We start from the raw sequence: 15,436 nt of genomic DNA, 5'->3' as shown, positions 1-15,436 counted from the left end.
TCACATCGCGTCGGGCACGGCGCGCAGCCGTGTTCGCGCCTCCATCAGGGCGAACCCCAGCAGATTCAGCCCCCGCCAGCGCGCCGGATCCTCCGCTCGCGGGTCGTCCGCCGCCATTCCGATGCCCCAGATCCTGTCCAGGGGGCTCGCCTCGACCAGCACCCGGTCCCCAGTGTTCAGCAGGAACGCGCGCAGCCCGGCGTCCTTGCCGAACTTGTGGACACTGCCCGCCACCACCAGGGCGAACCGCTCCCGCTCCCACACCGTGTCGTCGAAGGCGCGGACCAGTCGGCCCGCCTTCTTCGCCGCCGCGGGGCTGCTCGCGGACAGCGCACGGCGCTCCGCCTCCACGTCGCCGAAGAGCCGCGCCTTGCCGGCCATCATCCAGTGCTCGGCCGACGCGTACGTCACCCCGTCGACCGTGAACGGCGAAGGCCACCACTGGCTGAGACAGCTCGCGCCGATCCGCCCGTCCGGTCGAGGGCGGTGTCCCCAGAAGGGCAGGTACTTCACTTTCTCCCCGCGACGGGTCCGCGCCACCAGCTCGTTCAGGTGTTCCATGACATGCGAGTGTGGCATCCGCCACTGACACTCCGTACGTGGATTTCCGCGGTGACGCGACACATGGTCGACAGATTCCGTTGCGTAACCAAAAGGCAACAACGGAATCACTTGTTGGGCTCAGTCTCCTCTGTCAGGATCGGCACTCAAATCGAGTAGAAGCTACGCCGCCCCGGTTCACGGAGACAGCGGCGGAGGAGAGCGTCATGGGCAACGGCTTCCACGTGCAGGACCGCTTCGCGGCCGGCGCGCAGTACATCGGCGGAAAGCTGCGCTCCGGCACATCGGGACGCAGCCACGACGTCGTGAATCCGGCTACGGGCGAGACCGTCTACACCTACGAACTGGCGGGCCCCGCCGATGTCGACGCGGCCGTCGCGGCCGCCCGCGAGGCGTTCCCCGGCTGGTCGGGTGCCACCCCGGCCGAGCGGTCCGAGGCGATGCACCGGTTCGCCGCCGTCCTCGCGGAGCAGGCCGCCGACTTCGCGTACGCCGAGTCGCTCCAGTGTGGCAAGCCCATCAAGCTCTCCACCGAGTTCGACGTGCCCGGCACCGTCGACAACACCTCCTTCTTCGCCGGCGCCGCCCGCCACCTGGAGGGCAAGGCCGCCGGGGAGTACGACGGCGACCACACCTCGTACGTACGCCGCGAGGCCATCGGCGTCGTCGGCTCGATCGCCCCCTGGAACTACCCGCTCCAGATGGCCGCCTGGAAGATCCTTCCGGCGGTCGCGGCGGGCAACACGATCGTGCTGAAGCCCGCGGAGATCACCCCGCTGACCTCGCTGATGTTCGCCCAGGCGGCCACCGAGGCAGGCATCCCGGACGGTGTGATCAACATCGTCACCGGCGCGGGCAAGGACGCCGGCGAACATCTCGTCGGCCACCCGGACGTCGTGATGACCTCCTTCACCGGCTCCACCGCCGTCGGCAAGCGGGTCGCGGAGATCGCCACCGCCACCGTCAAGCGCCTCCACCTCGAACTCGGCGGCAAGGCCCCCTTCCTGGTCTTCGACGACGCCGACCTGGAGGCCGCGGTCAACGGCGCCGTCGCCGGAGCGCTCATCAACACCGGCCAGGACTGCACCGCCGCCACCCGCGCCTACGTCCAGCGGCCGCTCTACGACGCCTTCGTCCAGGGCGTCGCCTCGCTGATGGAGACCGTCCGGCTCGGCGACCCCTTCGACCCGTCGACCGACCTCGGCCCGCTGATCAGCCACGCCCAGCGGGACCGGGTCGCCGGCTTCATCGAGCGCGCCCGTGCGTACGCCACCGTCGTCACCGGCGGTGAGGCCCCCGGCGGGGAACTCGCGGACGGTGCCTACTACCGGCCGACGCTCGTCGCGGGCGCCGCCCAGGACAGCGAGATCGTCCAGTCGGAGATCTTCGGCCCGGTCCTGGTCGTGCTGCCCTTCGACACCGACGACGAGGGCATCGCCCTCGCCAACGACACCCCGTACGGACTCGCCGCCTCGGCCTGGAGCCGCGACCTGTACCGGGCGGGCCGTGCGACCCGCGAGATCAAGGCGGGCTGCGTCTGGGTCAACGACCACATCCCGATCATCAGCGAGATGCCACACGGCGGATACAAGGCCAGCGGCTTCGGCAAGGACATGTCGGTGTACTCATTCGAGGAGTACACACAGGTCAAGCACGTGATGTACGACAACACCGCGGTTGCCCGGAAGGATTGGCACCGCACGATCTTCGGGGACCGATAGCCAGGCCGGACAACGGCCACACCCACCCGAAAGGGCAACGCGCATGGAGCAGTACGAGCCAGAGCACCTCTCCGCGGTCCAACTGGCCGCGATGCGGCGCAGTCTCACCAGTGGCAGGGGCGCTCTCACCCGCCGTTCGTTGCTGCGCGCCTCCGGCGTGGGCGCGCTCGCACTCGGCGGCCTGGGCACGCTGAGCGCCTGCGGCATCCCGCCCGCGAAGCGGGAAGGGGACGCAGCGGCGGCCTCCGACGACCACTCGGCCAAGGAGAAGCAGGTCAACTTCTCCAACTGGACCGAGTACATGGACGTCACCGACGACGGCAAGCACCGGCCCACCCTGGAGGCGTTCACGAAACGCACCGGGATCCAGGTCAAGTACACCGAGGACATCAACGACAACGTCGAGTTCTTCGGCAAGATCAAGCCGCAGCTCGCGGCCGGCCAGGACACCGGCCGCGACATCATCAACGTCACCGACTGGCTGGCCGCCCGCATCGTCCGCCTCGGCTGGGCGCAGAAGCTCGACGCGTCGAACCTGCCGCACGCCTATGCCAACCTCTCGGCCCAGTTCCGCTCCCCGGACTGGGACCCCGGTCGCGCGTACTCGTACCCGTGGGCGGGCATTCCCACCGTCATCGCGTACAACTCCAAGGCGACCGGAGGCCGCAAGGTCGATTCGGTCAGCCAGCTGCTCGACGACCCGAAGCTCAAGGGACGTGTCAGCTTCCTCTCGGAGATGCGCGACTCCATCGGTATGACCCTGCTCGACATGGGCAAGGACCCCGGCACCTTCACCGACGCCGACTACGACGCCGCGATCGGCCGGCTCCAGAAGGGCGTCGACAAGAACCAGATCCGGCGCTTCACCGGCAACGACTACACGGCCGACCTCGACAAGGGCGACATCGCCGCCTGCGTCGCCTGGGCGGGCGACATCATCCAGCTCCAGGCCGGAAACCCGGACATCAAGTACGCCATCCCGGCCGCCGGTTACATCATATCCAGCGACAACCTGCTCGTCCCGGTGAAGGCCCGGCACAAGACCAACGCCGAGAAGCTCATCGACTACTACTACGAACCGTCGGTCGCCGCCAAGCTCGCCGCGTACATCAACTTCGTCTGTCCGGTCGACGGAGTCCGCGACGAGCTGGCGAAGATCGACCAGGCGATGGCCGACAACGTCCTGATCCTTCCCGACAAGCAGATGGCGGCCAGATCGCATGCCTTCCGCTCGCTGACCTCCAAGGAAGAGACGGCGTACGAAGAGAAGTTCGCCAAGCTCATCGGCGCCTGACCGGCCCGCCTTTCCTTCCCCCGATCTCCCCCTGACACCACTGGGACTGCGACCCATGACACAGCAGCAGACAGAAGGCGGCGACGTCCGCCTCACCGGGATCAGCAAGACGTACGGTTCCTTCAAAGCCGTCCAGCCGCTCGATCTGACCGTTCCGCAGGGCTCCTTCTTCGCCCTGCTCGGGGCGTCCGGCTGCGGCAAGACCACCACCCTGCGGATGATCGCCGGGCTGGAGGAGGCCACGACCGGCACCATCTCGCTGGGCGGCCGGGACATCACCGACCTCCCTCCGTACAAGCGGCCCGTCAACACCGTCTTCCAGAGCTACGCGCTCTTCCCGCATCTCGACATCACCGAGAACGTCGCCTTCGGTCTGCGTCGGCGAGGCATCAAGTCGGTCAAGAAGCAGGTCGACGACATGCTGGACCTCGTCCAGCTCGGCGACTTCGCGAAGCGCAAGCCGCACCAGCTCTCCGGCGGCCAGCAGCAGCGCGTCGCTGTCGCCCGCGCCCTGATCAACCACCCGCAGGTGCTCCTGCTCGACGAGCCGCTCGGTGCCCTCGACCTCAAGCTGCGCCGCCAGATGCAGCTTGAGCTCAAGCGCATCCAGACCGAGGTCGGCATCACGTTCATCCATGTCACCCACGACCAGGAGGAGGCCATGACCATGGCCGACACCGTCGCGGTGATGAATGCGGGCCGCGTGGAACAGCTCGGTGCTCCGGCCGATCTGTACGAGAATCCGAAGACGACGTTCGTCGCCAACTTCCTCGGCACCTCCAACCTCATCGAGGGCGAGATCACCGAGGCCGGCGAGGACATCCTGGTCGGTGCGGGCGGCATGACGCTCCGGCTGCCCGCCGGGCGCTGTCAGGCCCCCGCCGGCCGTGGTGGCAGGCTGCTGCTCGGCGTCCGTCCGGAGAAGATCTCCCTCGCCCACGCCGACGACGCGGACTCCATAGTCGCCGGACGCAACCGGGTCACCGGCCGGATCATCGACTCCAGCTTCATCGGTGTCTCCACGCAGTACGTGGTGGAGAGCCCGGCCGGCAAGTCCCTTCAGGTGTACGAGCAGAACATCGAGCGCGACACCCGGCTCACCCCGGGAGCCGAGGTCGTCCTGCACTGGAACCCCGCGCACACCTTCGGCCTCGACGCGGCCCAGGACATCGACGCCGGCGTGGAGACGGTGGAGGACGCGACGTGACCGTCACCGAAGCGCCGCCCGCGCCGCCCGCCGACCCCGCCGAACTCCCCGTACGCAAGGCCTCCACCCGCAAGCGGCTCGTCCCGTACTGGCTGCTGCTCCCCGGCATCCTGTGGCTCGTCGTCTTCTTTGCGCTGCCGATGGTCTACCAGGCGTCGACCTCCGTACAGACCGGATCCCTGGAGAAGGGGTTCGAGGTCAGCTGGCACTTCCAGACCTACTGGGAAGCGCTGTCCGAGTACTACCCGCAGTTCATCCGGTCCCTGCTGTACGCGGGCACGGCGACGATCCTGTGCCTGCTGCTCGGCTACCCGCTCGCGTATCTCATCGCGTTCAAGGCGGGCCGCTGGCGCAACGTGGTGCTGGTGCTGGTCATCGCACCGTTCTTCACCAGCTTCCTGATCCGTACGCTCGCCTGGAAGACGATCCTTGCCGACGGCGGTGCGGTCGTCGACGTGCTGAACACCCTGCACGTCCTGGATGTCACCAGCTGGCTCGGCTGGACCGAGAGCAACCGGGTGCTGGCCACGCCGATGGCGGTGGTCTGCGGTCTGACGTACAACTTCCTGCCGTTCATGATCCTGCCGCTCTACACCTCGCTGGAGCGGATCGACGGCAGGCTGCACGAGGCGGCCGGCGACCTGTACGCCACGCCCGCCACCACGTTCCGCAAGGTGACGTTCCCGCTCTCCATGCCGGGCGTCGTCTCCGGCACGCTGCTGACCTTCATCCCGGCCAGCGGTGACTACGTCAACGCGGAACTGCTGGGCTCCACCGACACCAAGATGGTCGGCAGCGTCATCCAGACCCAGTTCCTGCGCGTCCTCGACTACCCGATGGCGGCCGCGCTCTCCTTCATCCTCATGGCGGTCGTCCTGCTCATGGTCACCGTCTACATCCGCCGCTCCGGGACGGAGGACCTGGTCTGATGTCCGTACTGCGCTGGCTCCGCCGCCATCTGATCGTCATCGCGGGTCTGCTGACCCTCGCGTACATGATCCTGCCGAACATCGTCGTCATGGTGTTCTCCTTCAACAAGCCGAACGGGCGCTTCAACTACGCCTGGCAGCGCTTCTCACTGGACGCCTGGCAGGATCCCTGCGGCGTCGCCGACATGTGCGGCTCACTCTCGCTCTCCCTGCAGATCGCCACCTGGGCGACGATCGGCGCGACCGCGCTCGGCACGATGATCGCCTTCGCGCTGGTCCGCTACCGGTTCCGGGCACGCGGCGCGATCAACTCGCTGATCTTCCTGCCGATGGCGATGCCCGAGGTCGTCATGGCCGCCTCGCTGCTCACGCTCTTCCTCAACATGGGTGCGCAGCTCGGCTTCTGGACGATCCTCATCGCCCACATCATGTTCTGCCTGAGCTTCGTCGTGACAGCGGTCAAGGCGCGCGTGATGTCGATGGACCCGAGGCTGGAGGAGGCGGCCCGCGATCTGTACGCGGGTCCCGTGCAGACGTTCCTGCGGGTGACCCTGCCGATCGCCGCCCCCGGAATCGCGGCGGGAGCGCTGCTCGCCTTCGCGCTCTCCTTCGACGATTTCATCATCACCAATTTCAACGCGGGCTCGACCGTGACCTTCCCCATGTTCGTCTGGGGTTCGGCACAGCGCGGCACGCCCGTGCAGATCAACGTCATCGGCACGGCGATGTTCATCATTGCCGTTCTGGTGGTTGTCGCCGGCCAGCTGATCGCGAACCGGCGAAAGAACAGCGCACGACCCTGAAGTCCTGAAGGAGTTGGAAACCATGGCCCCAGCTGCCATGCGTAATGCTGCACAATCACTCTCCGACGCCCGGCCGGTCTCGTTCTGGCTGGACGACCCCGGCAGGCCCGACGCGCTTCCCGCGCTCACCGGCGACGAACACTGCGATCTGCTCGTCATCGGCGGCGGATACAGCGGACTGTGGACCGCGCTGATCGCCAAGGAACGCGACCCGGAAAGGGACGTCGTGCTGATCGAGGGGCACGAGGTGGGCTGGGCCGCCTCGGGCCGCAACGGCGGATTCTGCGCCGCCTCCCTCACCCACGGCCTCCCCAACGGCCTGGAACGCTGGCCCGACGAGATCAAGAAGCTGGAGGAGCTGGGCGAGCAGAACCTCGACGCCATCGAGGCGGCCGTCGCCCGCTACTCCATCGACTGCGAATTCGAGCGGACCGGCGAAATCGATGTCGCCACGGAACCCCACCAGCTCGAAGAACTCCGGGAATGGCATCGGGAAGCGGAGGAACTCGGCTTCACCGGAGTGGAATTCCTCGATCAGGACGCACTGCGTGCGGAAATCGACTCACCGACATTCCTGGGTGGTCTCTGGGACCGGCGCGGGGTCGCCATGCTGCACCCCGCCAAGCTCGCCTGGGGCCTGAAGCGGGCCTGCCTCGATCTGGGCGTACGGGTGTACGAGCACACTCGGGGCCTCGAACTGGCCAGGACCGCCACCGGGATGGCGGTCCGCACGCCGTACGGGAAGGTCCTCGCCCGGCGGGTCGCGCTGGGCACGAACATCTTCCCGTCACTGGTGAAGCGGGTCCGTCCGTACACCGTCCCGGTCTACGACTACGCGTTGATGACCGAACCGCTCAGCGCCGAACAGCTCGCCTCCATCGGCTGGAAGAACCGGCAGGGGCTGGGCGACAGCGCCAACCAGTTCCACTACTTCCGGCTCTCCGCGGACAACCGGATCCTGTGGGGCGGCTATGACGCGATCTATCCGTACGGTGGCAGGCTGAGCGCGGAACTCGACCAGCGGCCGGAGACGTTCCTCAAGCTCGCGGGCCAGTTCTTCGACTGCTTCCCGCAGTTGGCCGGGGTGCGTTTCAGCCACGCCTGGGGCGGCGCGATCGACACCTGTTCCCGCTTCTCCGCCTTCTTCGGTACGGCGCATCAGGGGCGGGTCGCCTACGCCGCCGGATTCACCGGGCTCGGTGTCGGAGCAACCCGGTTCGGCGCCGATGTGATGCTCGACCTGCTGTCCGGCGAAAGGACCGAGCGGACCGGTCTGGAAATGGTGCGCACCAAGCCGATGCCGTTCCCCCCGGAGCCGTTCGCCTGGGCCGGGATCGAACTCACGAAGAGGTCCCTGGCCAGGGCGGACAACAATGGCGGGCACCGCAATCTGTGGCTGCGGACGATGGATCGCCTGGGGCTCGGCTTCGACAGCTGACCGGGACGCTCGCGGTGTGACCCACGTCACTGCCAACTGATGGCCCGATCTGCGTCATGATCCGGGCGCCTCTCTCGCCGTGTGAACGCGCTGTCGCTGCACGCGGAAAGGGAGGCCGGCCATGACTGGCCCGGGGTGGAGGCGGCAGTCGAGTGGCTTGCGTCGGTGGCACCGGATCCGGACGCCTGCCGGTGGGGAGGGGAGCGCAATCCCGATGGGATTGCGCTCCTTCCTGCTTGCGGGCGCTGGGACGTACTGAGTCTTCCGGGGGAGTTCGGCTGCCGACGCTCGACCTGCTCACCGGCCTCATCGACCGGTCGGGGCCGGTCCTCTCCGATTTTCGGCGACGCCCGGATGGGCTCCCTCGTGCCGCCGGGCACGGTTGCCCGCTGGATCGGAACGGAGGTATGGGGAGCGGGGCTCGGGGCCTGGATCGTCGCGCCGTACCCGGGGCGGGCCACCGGCAGGGTGCGCCGGCTGATTCCGTCGGACGGCTCGGTAACGCTCACCGGCGCGACACCGCTGGAGCCGGCGATGAATGCGGAGCGGCGGGGGCGGGGTGGTGCCAGAGGTCTTGACAACCTGATTGGTCTGGACCATGTTGTGCGCGCCACACTCAATTCCCCCCTGCACGGAGGCCGTTGTGGAACGCACGGGACCCCCCGCCCGATTTTCCGGACTTCTGGCCGCCTTCTCGGCGGCCCTTCTCGTCGCCGGTGGCCTCGCGGCTCCGGCCGCCGCTGCCGCCGACGCCGATCTGGCGGGCAACGGCGGCTTCGAGGCCGGCCTGGACGGCTGGAGCTGTACGGGCGGCAGCGGAGCCGTCGTCAGCACGCCCGCCCACGGCGGAACTTCCGCGCTGAAGGCGACCCCGGCCGGCAGCGACAACGCCCAGTGCTCCCAGACCGTGACGGTCAAGCCGGACTCCACGTACACCCTCAGTGCCTGGGTGCTGGGCAGCTACGTGTACCTCGGCGCGTCCGGGACCGGCACCACCGACGTGTCGACGTGGACACCGTCCGCGACCGGCTGGCAGCAGCTCACCACCACGTTCAGGACCGGCGCCGCCACGACCTCGGTGACGATCTACACCCACGGGTGGTACGGGACTCCCGCCTACTACGCCGACGACCTCTCCCTCACCGGACCCGGTGGCGATCCGGTCGCACTCCCGGCCGCCCCCACCGGACTGAAGGCCGCAGCCACCACCTCCTCGTCCGTCGCCCTCTCCTGGACCGGCTCCACGGGAGCGACCGGCTACAACGTCTACCAGGGCGGCACGAAGGTCCTCTCCGTCACCGGAACCTCCGCCACCGTGTCGGGCCTGGCCGCCTCGACCGCGTACAGCTTCCAGGTCGCCGCGACCAACTCCGCAGGTGAGTCCGCCAAGACCGCTGCCGTCACCGCCACCACTGCGGCGGGCGGCGGAGGCGCGGGGCTCCCCGCCCACGCCCTCGTCGGCTATCTGCATTCCAGCTTCGCCAACGGCTCCGGATATACGCGGATGGCGGACGTACCCGACTCCTGGGACGTCATCGACCTGGCCTTCGGCGAGCCGACCTCCGTCACCTCCGGCGACATCCGGTTCTCGCTCTGCCCCGTCACCGAGTGCCCGAACGTCGAGTCCGCGGCCGAGTTCAAGGCAGCCATCAAGGCCAAGCAGGCCGCGGGCAAGAAGGTGCTGATCTCCATCGGCGGTCAGAACGGCCAGGTGCAGCTCTCGACCGTCGCCGCCCGTGACACCTTCGTCTCCTCCGTCAGCAAGATCATCGACGAGTACGGTCTGGACGGCCTGGACATCGACTTCGAGGGCCACTCGCTCTCGCTGAACACCGGCGACACCGACTTCCGCAATCCGACCACGCCGGTCATCGTCAACCTGATCTCCGCGGTGAAGACCCTCAAGGCCGAGTACGGCGACAAGTTCGTCCTGACCATGGCGCCCGAGACCTTCTTCGTGCAACTCGGCTACCAGTACTACGGCTCCGGCCCCTGGGGCGGCCAGGACCCGCGCGCCGGTGCCTACCTCCCGGTCATCCACGCCCTGCGTGACGACCTCACCCTGCTGCACGTCCAGGACTACAACTCGGGTTCCATCATGGGTCTGGACAACCAGTACCACTCGATGGGCGGCGCCGACTTCCACATCGCCATGACCGACATGCTGCTCACCGGCTTCCCGGTGGCCGGCGACACCACCAAGGTCTTCCCCGCGCTCCGCCCCGACCAGGTGTCCATCGGCCTGCCGGCCTCCACCCAGGCAGGCAACGGGTACACCTCGCCCACCGAGGTCACCAAGGCGCTGAACTGCCTGACGAAGAAGACCGAATGCGGTTCGTACGCCACGCACGGGACCTGGCCCGGACTGCGCGGACTGATGACGTGGTCGATCAACTGGGACCGCTTCAACAACGGTGAGTTCTCGAAGAACTTCGACGCCTACTTCGGCGGCTGACGCCGCCGTGAGGAACGGCCCGGCCGGCTGAGCCCCAGGAGCAGCAGCCCGCTCAGGCACCAGCTGCCGAGCACATCCAGCGGCCAGTGATAGCCGCGCAGCACCAGACCGATGCCCGTCGCCACTGTCAGCAGGACAGCGGCGACGGGCATCATCCATGACCACTTCGACCGCCCTGCCCGACCTGTGCGCGGTGCGAGCAACAGCGCCGCGGCCCCGTACGCCACCGCGGCTGTCGCCGCATGGCCCGACGGGTAGTAGCCCGTCGCCTCGGTCAGCGGTCCCGGGCGGGCGATCCAGTCCTTGAGCGGGACGATCACCGCGGGTACCACCGCCATGGCCGACGCCGCGGACAGCGGTTCACGGCGTGCGCCGCGCAGCAGCGCGTATACGACCGCGCAGCCCAGGACCGGGAGCGCGATCTGCATATTGCCGAGATCGGCGAGGAATTCGGTGAGCCGGGCGGGACCGTGTCCGACGACGGCCCGGCCGATCCGCTCGTCCAGCCCGCGCAGCGGGCCGTCGGTCGCGACCTGCCAGGTGAGGAGCGCAAAGACCGCGAGCAGTGACCACACCAGCGAAAGGAGAAAAGCCGGCCGCCCCGGAACAGGGGGGGTGGTTCCGGGGCGGCCGCCTGGATCGGTTTGCCGCGCGCCCCGGGGGGTTTGGGGCGAGCGGCCATCCGATCGGTGAGGAGTTCCGGAGCCAGAGGCTCCAGTGGTGTGCGCGAAGGCACGACCAGGACGGCGCCGGGGAAGCTCCGACCCGGTCTCGCTCGCAGTGCCCTGCGAGCGGGGTGTTTCTCTCATCTGCAGAAACCGTACGGCAGCCGATGGGGGACCGACAGCCGGAATCGGATCCCGCCATCGCCCCCCCACACCTTCTTCACAGACCCTCACGTGGGCCCGGTCAGGATCCGGCGCCAGGACCGGATCAGATCTGGGTGAAAGCCTGCTCGATGACGTCGAGGCCCTCGTTCAGCAGGTCCTCGCCGATCACCAGCGGCGGCAGGAAGCGCAGCACATTGCCGTACGTGCCACAGGTGAGGACGAGCACGCCCTCGGCGTGGCAGGCCTTCGCGAGCTTCGCGGCGGCCTCCGGGTTCGGGTCCTTCGTGCCGGACTTCACCAGCTCGATCGCGATCATCGCGCCGCGGCCGCGGATGTCACCGATGACGTCGCCGTTCGGCAGCTTCGCCTGCATCTCGGCGAGGCGGCCCTTCATGACCTCCTCGATGCGCTTCGCCTTCCCGTTCAGGTCCAGCTCACGCATGGTCTCGATGGCACCGAGCGCACCCGCGCAGGCCACCGGGTTACCGCCGTACGTGCCGCCGAGGCCGCCCGCGTGCGCGGCGTCCATGATCTCGGCGCGGCCGGTCACTGCGGAGAGCGGCAGACCGCCCGCGATGCCCTTGGCGGTGGTGATCAGGTCGGGGACGATGCCCTCGTCCTCGCAGGCGAACCACTGGCCGGTGCGGCAGAAGCCGGACTGGATCTCGTCCGCGACAAAGACGATGCCGTTGTCCTTGGCGAACTGCGCGATGGCGGGGAGGAAGCCCTTCGCCGGCTCGATGAAGCCGCCCTCGCCGAGCACCGGCTCGATGATGATCGCGGCGACGTTGTCGGCACCGATCTGCTTGGTGATCTGGTCGATGGCCTGGGCGGACGCCTCGGCACCGGCATTCTCCGCACCGGTCGGCCAGCGGTAGCCGTACGCCACCGGGACGCGGTAGACCTCGGGCGCGAACGGACCGAAGCCCTGCTTGTACGGCATGTTCTTGGCGGTCAGCGCCATCGTGAGGTTCGTCCGGCCGTGGTAGCCGTGGTCGAAGACGACGACGGCGGTGCGCTTGGTGTAGGCGCGGGCGATCTTCACGGCGTTCTCAACGGCCTCGGCGCCCGAGTTGAACAGCGCGGACTTCTTGGCGTGGTCGCCCGGCGTCAGCTCGGCGAGCTGCTCACAGACCTCGACGTACCCCTCGTACGGCGTGACCATGAAACAGGTGTGGGTGAAGTCGGCCAGCTGCGCGGACGCGCGGCGCACGACGGCCTCCGCGGAGGCGCCGACCGAGGTCACGGCGATGCCGGAGCCGAAGTCGATCAGGCGGTTGCCGTCCACGTCCTCGATGATCCCGCCACCGGCACGGGCGGTGAACACCGGCAGGGTGGAGCCCACACCTGCGGCGACCGTCGCGAGACGGCGGGCCTGCAGCTCCACCGACTTCGGGCCGGGAATGGCAGTGACGACGCGGCGCTCCTGCGGAATTGCGGTCATGCGGGGCTCCTGGGGGTGTTTCGGACGCTTCTCTCTCTGCAGGCTAGGGGCGAGGGCGGGGGTCCGGCATGTTCCGTTCGGGAGAAGTGGCGGGTCGCGGTTGTCCGTCACGGACATAGCGACCGGCATGGCCCCGGCCCGGCAACAGGTGCGGGACATACCGCTCGACAGCGTCTGACGGGGTGGCACGGGGCACTAGATTGAGGGGATCGGGCGCCCGCGCCCGGAGTTAGCCGGTCGGCGCTGGTCAGGGGACGAGGGACAGCACATGGACACCGAGGGCACGTACGACTCACGCGGCACCCGCTCCGGTCATTCGGTGCCGCGCCCGGCCGGCCCACCACCGCCCGTGCTGCCGCCCATGCCGGGCCACGCACCGTCCTCCGGGCCCTCCCTCGGCGACTGGCTGCGCATCCCCAGGCCCGTTGCGGAACCGGGCGTCTGGCGGTTCGGTCACACTTCCCGGCCCGCCCAGGAAGAGAAGCGCACGCCCGACCGCACCCTGCTCAGCGGAGCCGTGATCTCGCTGCTGGCCTCGATCCTCATCTGGTCGCTCTGGCGCAACGGATACATCCCGTACTGGCGGGTCCCGCTGAAACTCTTCACCCCCGACGGCTGGTGGGGACCGTTCGGAGATCAGCCGCTGACCCACGGGGCCGTACGGGCGCTCGACATATACCGCCTGCTGATCATCGGAGCCATCTTCTACGGGTTCGGCCGCTTGGGTAACTGGCCCGCCGCGTTCGAACGATGGGTCGGGGGCCGGGGACCTGCCGCGCGAGCCGGCGGCGCCGCGGTCGGCGCCCTGCTGGTCTGGATCCTCGTATGGAACGGGACCGTGCCGGGCATGGAGCTGACCTTCAGCTTCGCCGCACCGTGGCTGGGCACCGACCGCACGGTGACCACCGCGGTCACGTACACGCTGTACGCCCTGATCACCCTGGTGATCGTGTGGCCGTTCGCGAAGCTGGGGCGGTGGACGGAACTGCTGCGCCGGACCTCCGGCGGCACCGGACCCCAGCACCCGCAGACGGACCGCGCCGCCACGACCGAACACGCGAGCGGCAACGTGCACGGCGGCCCGGCCCGGGACGCGGGCCGCGGCACCGAAGGCCGTACGGACGACGGCGCGGACGACCCGGCCGAGTGGCCCGACGTGCGCGCCGCCGGACAGAACCAGGTCGCTGCCAAGCTCTCCCAGGAGACGCGGTCGGGCCGGATGAACGACGTCGACTACGCCCGTATCCGACGTGCCTGGACGTCCGTACGCGCCGACAGCAACCGGCTCCCCGCCTTCACCGACACCGTGCTGCGCAACGGCGCCGCCGCCTGCACCCACCCCTCCGGCGCACGTGATCTACCCGTCCGTGCCGCCCGGCACGACCTGCTGGTCGATCAGGTCAGACTCGGCACCGTCGACGACAGCGAGCGCAACCCCTACGCGCGCCGCGGCAGCGGCATCGCCCTCGACCCCGGGCTGCTCGGCACCTCGCTGCTGGCGGTCGGGCCGCCGGGAGCGGGCAAGAGCCGCGCATTGATCCGGCCGGTCGTCGAATCCCTCGCCCTCCAGGCGCTCGCCGGGCGCGCCGCCGTCGTCGCGGTGTGCGCCGCCGGAACCCAGATCGGCGCCGACGAGGGCTTCGACATCGTGGTCAAGCTCGGCGCCCCGTCCTCCGTCCACGATCTCGACCTGTACGGAGGCACCACCGACCCCGACGAAGCCGCTGCCGTCCTGGCCGAAGGGCTCGTCGGTGATCTCCAGGAGGTGGACAGCCGACGCGCCGCCACCACCCTCGCCCAGCTCCTCGGTCCCTACCGCGCCGCCCACGGTCGCTTCCCCTCCGTCCCGGAGCTGCGGGAACTGCTCGACGGCGTACCGGAGACGCTCTCCAGCCTGCGCGCGGCCCTCGACGAGACGGGCAGGCAGGACATGCACCGCGAACTGGACGCGCGCGCCCGCCAGTCCGGCGCCCCCGGCGACGCCGCACCCGCGCTCGCCGACCGGGTCGCTCTCCTCGACCGGCCCGCGTTCGCCGACTTCTTCGACACGACCGGCAGGACCCGCCCCTTTTCCCTGCGGGCCCTGGAACACCCACTGAGGGTCCGCATCGACCTGCCCGAACGCGGCCACGCCGAGGCGTCGCGGATGCTGGCCCGCCTCGTCCTCGCCCAGTTCACGGCGAACGCCGCCACCCGCACGGACCGCTCGCTCTTCGCCTGCCTCGTCCTCGACGACGCGACCCGTGCACTGACCCCCGAAACCGTCCGCGGAATCCAGCGGCTGCGCTCCGCGCACGCCGGAGCCGTGGTCACGCTGCGCACCCTCGACGACGTCCCGGAGAACCTCCACACGGCGCTGCTCGGAGCCGTGGGCTGCCGGATGGCGTTCTCCGGGATCACCACCTGGGACGGTAAGAAGTTCGCCGAGGCGTGGGGCACGGAATGGGTCGAGACGAGGGACGTCACCCAGCGCACGGTCTTCGCCGACCAGCCGATGACCCGGGCCATCCACGCCTTCCGGAAACTGGTCACCGGGAAGGCCGTGACCACGGACGCGGTGACCGTACGCCAGGTCGAACGCGAACGCTGGTCCGCCTCCGAACTGGCCCATCGCGTTCCGGCCGGACACGCGGTGCTGTCCCTCACGACCGTACGGGGGGACCACGCGCCGCCCCTGCTGGTGAACCTGAACGGCTGAACCGTGTCCGTGCGGCTCGGACGTGCGGACCGGGTCCTCCCTGGCGGATCCGACGG

The 15,436-nt window shown here is 69.1% G+C and carries 11 protein-coding genes and 1 pseudogene; 9 read left to right on the top strand and 3 right to left on the bottom strand.

The genetic code is table 11. The features are described 5' to 3' along the window. Positions 1-561: an NADAR family protein gene (locus tag OG395_RS19415; RefSeq protein WP_327244099.1), complete on the bottom strand. Its 561-nt coding sequence runs from the start codon at positions 559-561 to the stop codon at positions 1-3. A 206-nt stretch (positions 562-767) separates the two neighbouring features. On the opposite strand from OG395_RS19415, the gene OG395_RS19410 reads away from it, so the two are divergent. From OG395_RS19410 to OG395_RS19375, 8 genes and pseudogenes are all read left to right on the top strand, one after another. Next, a complete protein-coding gene (locus OG395_RS19410; RefSeq protein WP_327244098.1) occupies positions 768-2,282 on the top strand; it encodes a gamma-aminobutyraldehyde dehydrogenase in 1,515 nt (504 codons plus the stop codon). Between the two features lie 43 nt (positions 2,283-2,325). Beyond that, the gene (locus OG395_RS19405) at positions 2,326-3,576 is read left to right on the top strand and encodes an ABC transporter substrate-binding protein (RefSeq protein ID WP_327244097.1); all 1,251 of its coding nucleotides are present in this window, start codon (positions 2,326-2,328) and stop codon (positions 3,574-3,576) included. Between the two features lie 55 nt (positions 3,577-3,631). Beyond that, positions 3,632-4,783 (top strand): ABC transporter ATP-binding protein, encoded by a 1,152-nt coding sequence (locus OG395_RS19400; protein WP_327244096.1) that lies wholly within the window; start codon positions 3,632-3,634, stop codon positions 4,781-4,783. Next, positions 4,780-5,712: an ABC transporter permease gene (locus OG395_RS19395; RefSeq protein WP_327244095.1), complete on the top strand. Its 933-nt coding sequence runs from the start codon at positions 4,780-4,782 to the stop codon at positions 5,710-5,712. Before OG395_RS19400 ends, OG395_RS19395 begins: the two co-directional genes overlap by 4 nt. Beyond that, positions 5,712-6,515, top strand: a complete 804-nt coding sequence (locus tag OG395_RS19390) for an ABC transporter permease (RefSeq protein WP_327244094.1) — start codon at positions 5,712-5,714, stop codon at positions 6,513-6,515. The genes OG395_RS19395 and OG395_RS19390 overlap by 1 nt, the downstream gene beginning before the upstream one ends. A 22-nt stretch (positions 6,516-6,537) precedes the next feature. Further along, the gene (locus OG395_RS19385; RefSeq protein WP_327244093.1) at positions 6,538-7,953 is read left to right on the top strand and encodes an NAD(P)/FAD-dependent oxidoreductase; all 1,416 of its coding nucleotides are present in this window, start codon (positions 6,538-6,540) and stop codon (positions 7,951-7,953) included. Positions 7,954-8,049: 96 nt separating this feature from the next. Further along, positions 8,050-8,517, top strand: a pseudogene (locus OG395_RS19380) (hypothetical protein); the annotation flags it as partial. Between the two features lie 79 nt (positions 8,518-8,596). Beyond that, positions 8,597-10,408: a chitinase gene (locus tag OG395_RS19375; protein ID WP_327244092.1), complete on the top strand. Its 1,812-nt coding sequence runs from the start codon at positions 8,597-8,599 to the stop codon at positions 10,406-10,408. Here the strand turns inward: OG395_RS19375 and OG395_RS19370 are convergent. Together OG395_RS19370 and gabT are read right to left on the bottom strand one after the other, a co-directional pair. Next, entirely contained in the window at positions 10,393-10,983 is a 591-nt protein-coding gene (locus tag OG395_RS19370; RefSeq protein ID WP_327244091.1) for a phosphatase PAP2 family protein, read from the bottom strand. The two genes, OG395_RS19375 and OG395_RS19370, sit on opposite strands and share 16 nt — an antisense overlap. Before the next feature lie 358 nt (positions 10,984-11,341). Continuing rightward, positions 11,342-12,682: a 4-aminobutyrate--2-oxoglutarate transaminase gene (gabT, locus tag OG395_RS19365; RefSeq protein ID WP_327244090.1), complete on the bottom strand. Its 1,341-nt coding sequence runs from the start codon at positions 12,680-12,682 to the stop codon at positions 11,342-11,344. Between the two features lie 268 nt (positions 12,683-12,950). Between gabT and OG395_RS19360 the strand changes: the two genes are divergently transcribed. After that, on the top strand, positions 12,951-15,380 hold the full coding sequence (locus OG395_RS19360) for an ATP/GTP-binding protein (RefSeq protein ID WP_327244089.1): 2,430 nt from the start codon (positions 12,951-12,953) through the stop codon (positions 15,378-15,380). Positions 15,381-15,436 lie beyond the last annotated feature (56 nt).

Source organism: Streptomyces sp. NBC_01320 (assembly GCF_035974375.1).
GTDB classification, from domain to species: domain Bacteria; phylum Actinomycetota; class Actinomycetes; order Streptomycetales; family Streptomycetaceae; genus Streptomyces; species Streptomyces yanii.
Note: the sequence above shows the minus strand (reverse complement) of the source record. Positions and strands in the feature narration are given on the sequence as shown.

Excerpts from the sequence above, each read along its gene's own strand:
- OG395_RS19385 (WP_327244093.1), top strand. The coding sequence starts at position 6,538 with ATGGCCCCAGCTGCCATGCGTAATGCTGCACAATCACTCTCCGACGCC.
- OG395_RS19400 (WP_327244096.1), top strand. The coding sequence starts at position 3,632 with ATGACACAGCAGCAGACAGAAGGCGGCGACGTCCGCCTCACCGGGATC.
- OG395_RS19410 (WP_327244098.1), top strand. The coding sequence starts at position 768 with ATGGGCAACGGCTTCCACGTGCAGGACCGCTTCGCGGCCGGCGCGCAG.
- OG395_RS19360 (WP_327244089.1), top strand. The coding sequence starts at position 12,951 with ATGGACACCGAGGGCACGTACGACTCACGCGGCACCCGCTCCGGTCAT.
- OG395_RS19390 (WP_327244094.1), top strand. The coding sequence starts at position 5,712 with ATGTCCGTACTGCGCTGGCTCCGCCGCCATCTGATCGTCATCGCGGGT.
- gabT (WP_327244090.1), bottom strand. The coding sequence starts at position 12,682 with ATGACCGCAATTCCGCAGGAGCGCCGCGTCGTCACTGCCATTCCCGGC.
- OG395_RS19415 (WP_327244099.1), bottom strand. The coding sequence starts at position 561 with ATGGAACACCTGAACGAGCTGGTGGCGCGGACCCGTCGCGGGGAGAAA.
- OG395_RS19405 (WP_327244097.1), top strand. The coding sequence starts at position 2,326 with ATGGAGCAGTACGAGCCAGAGCACCTCTCCGCGGTCCAACTGGCCGCG.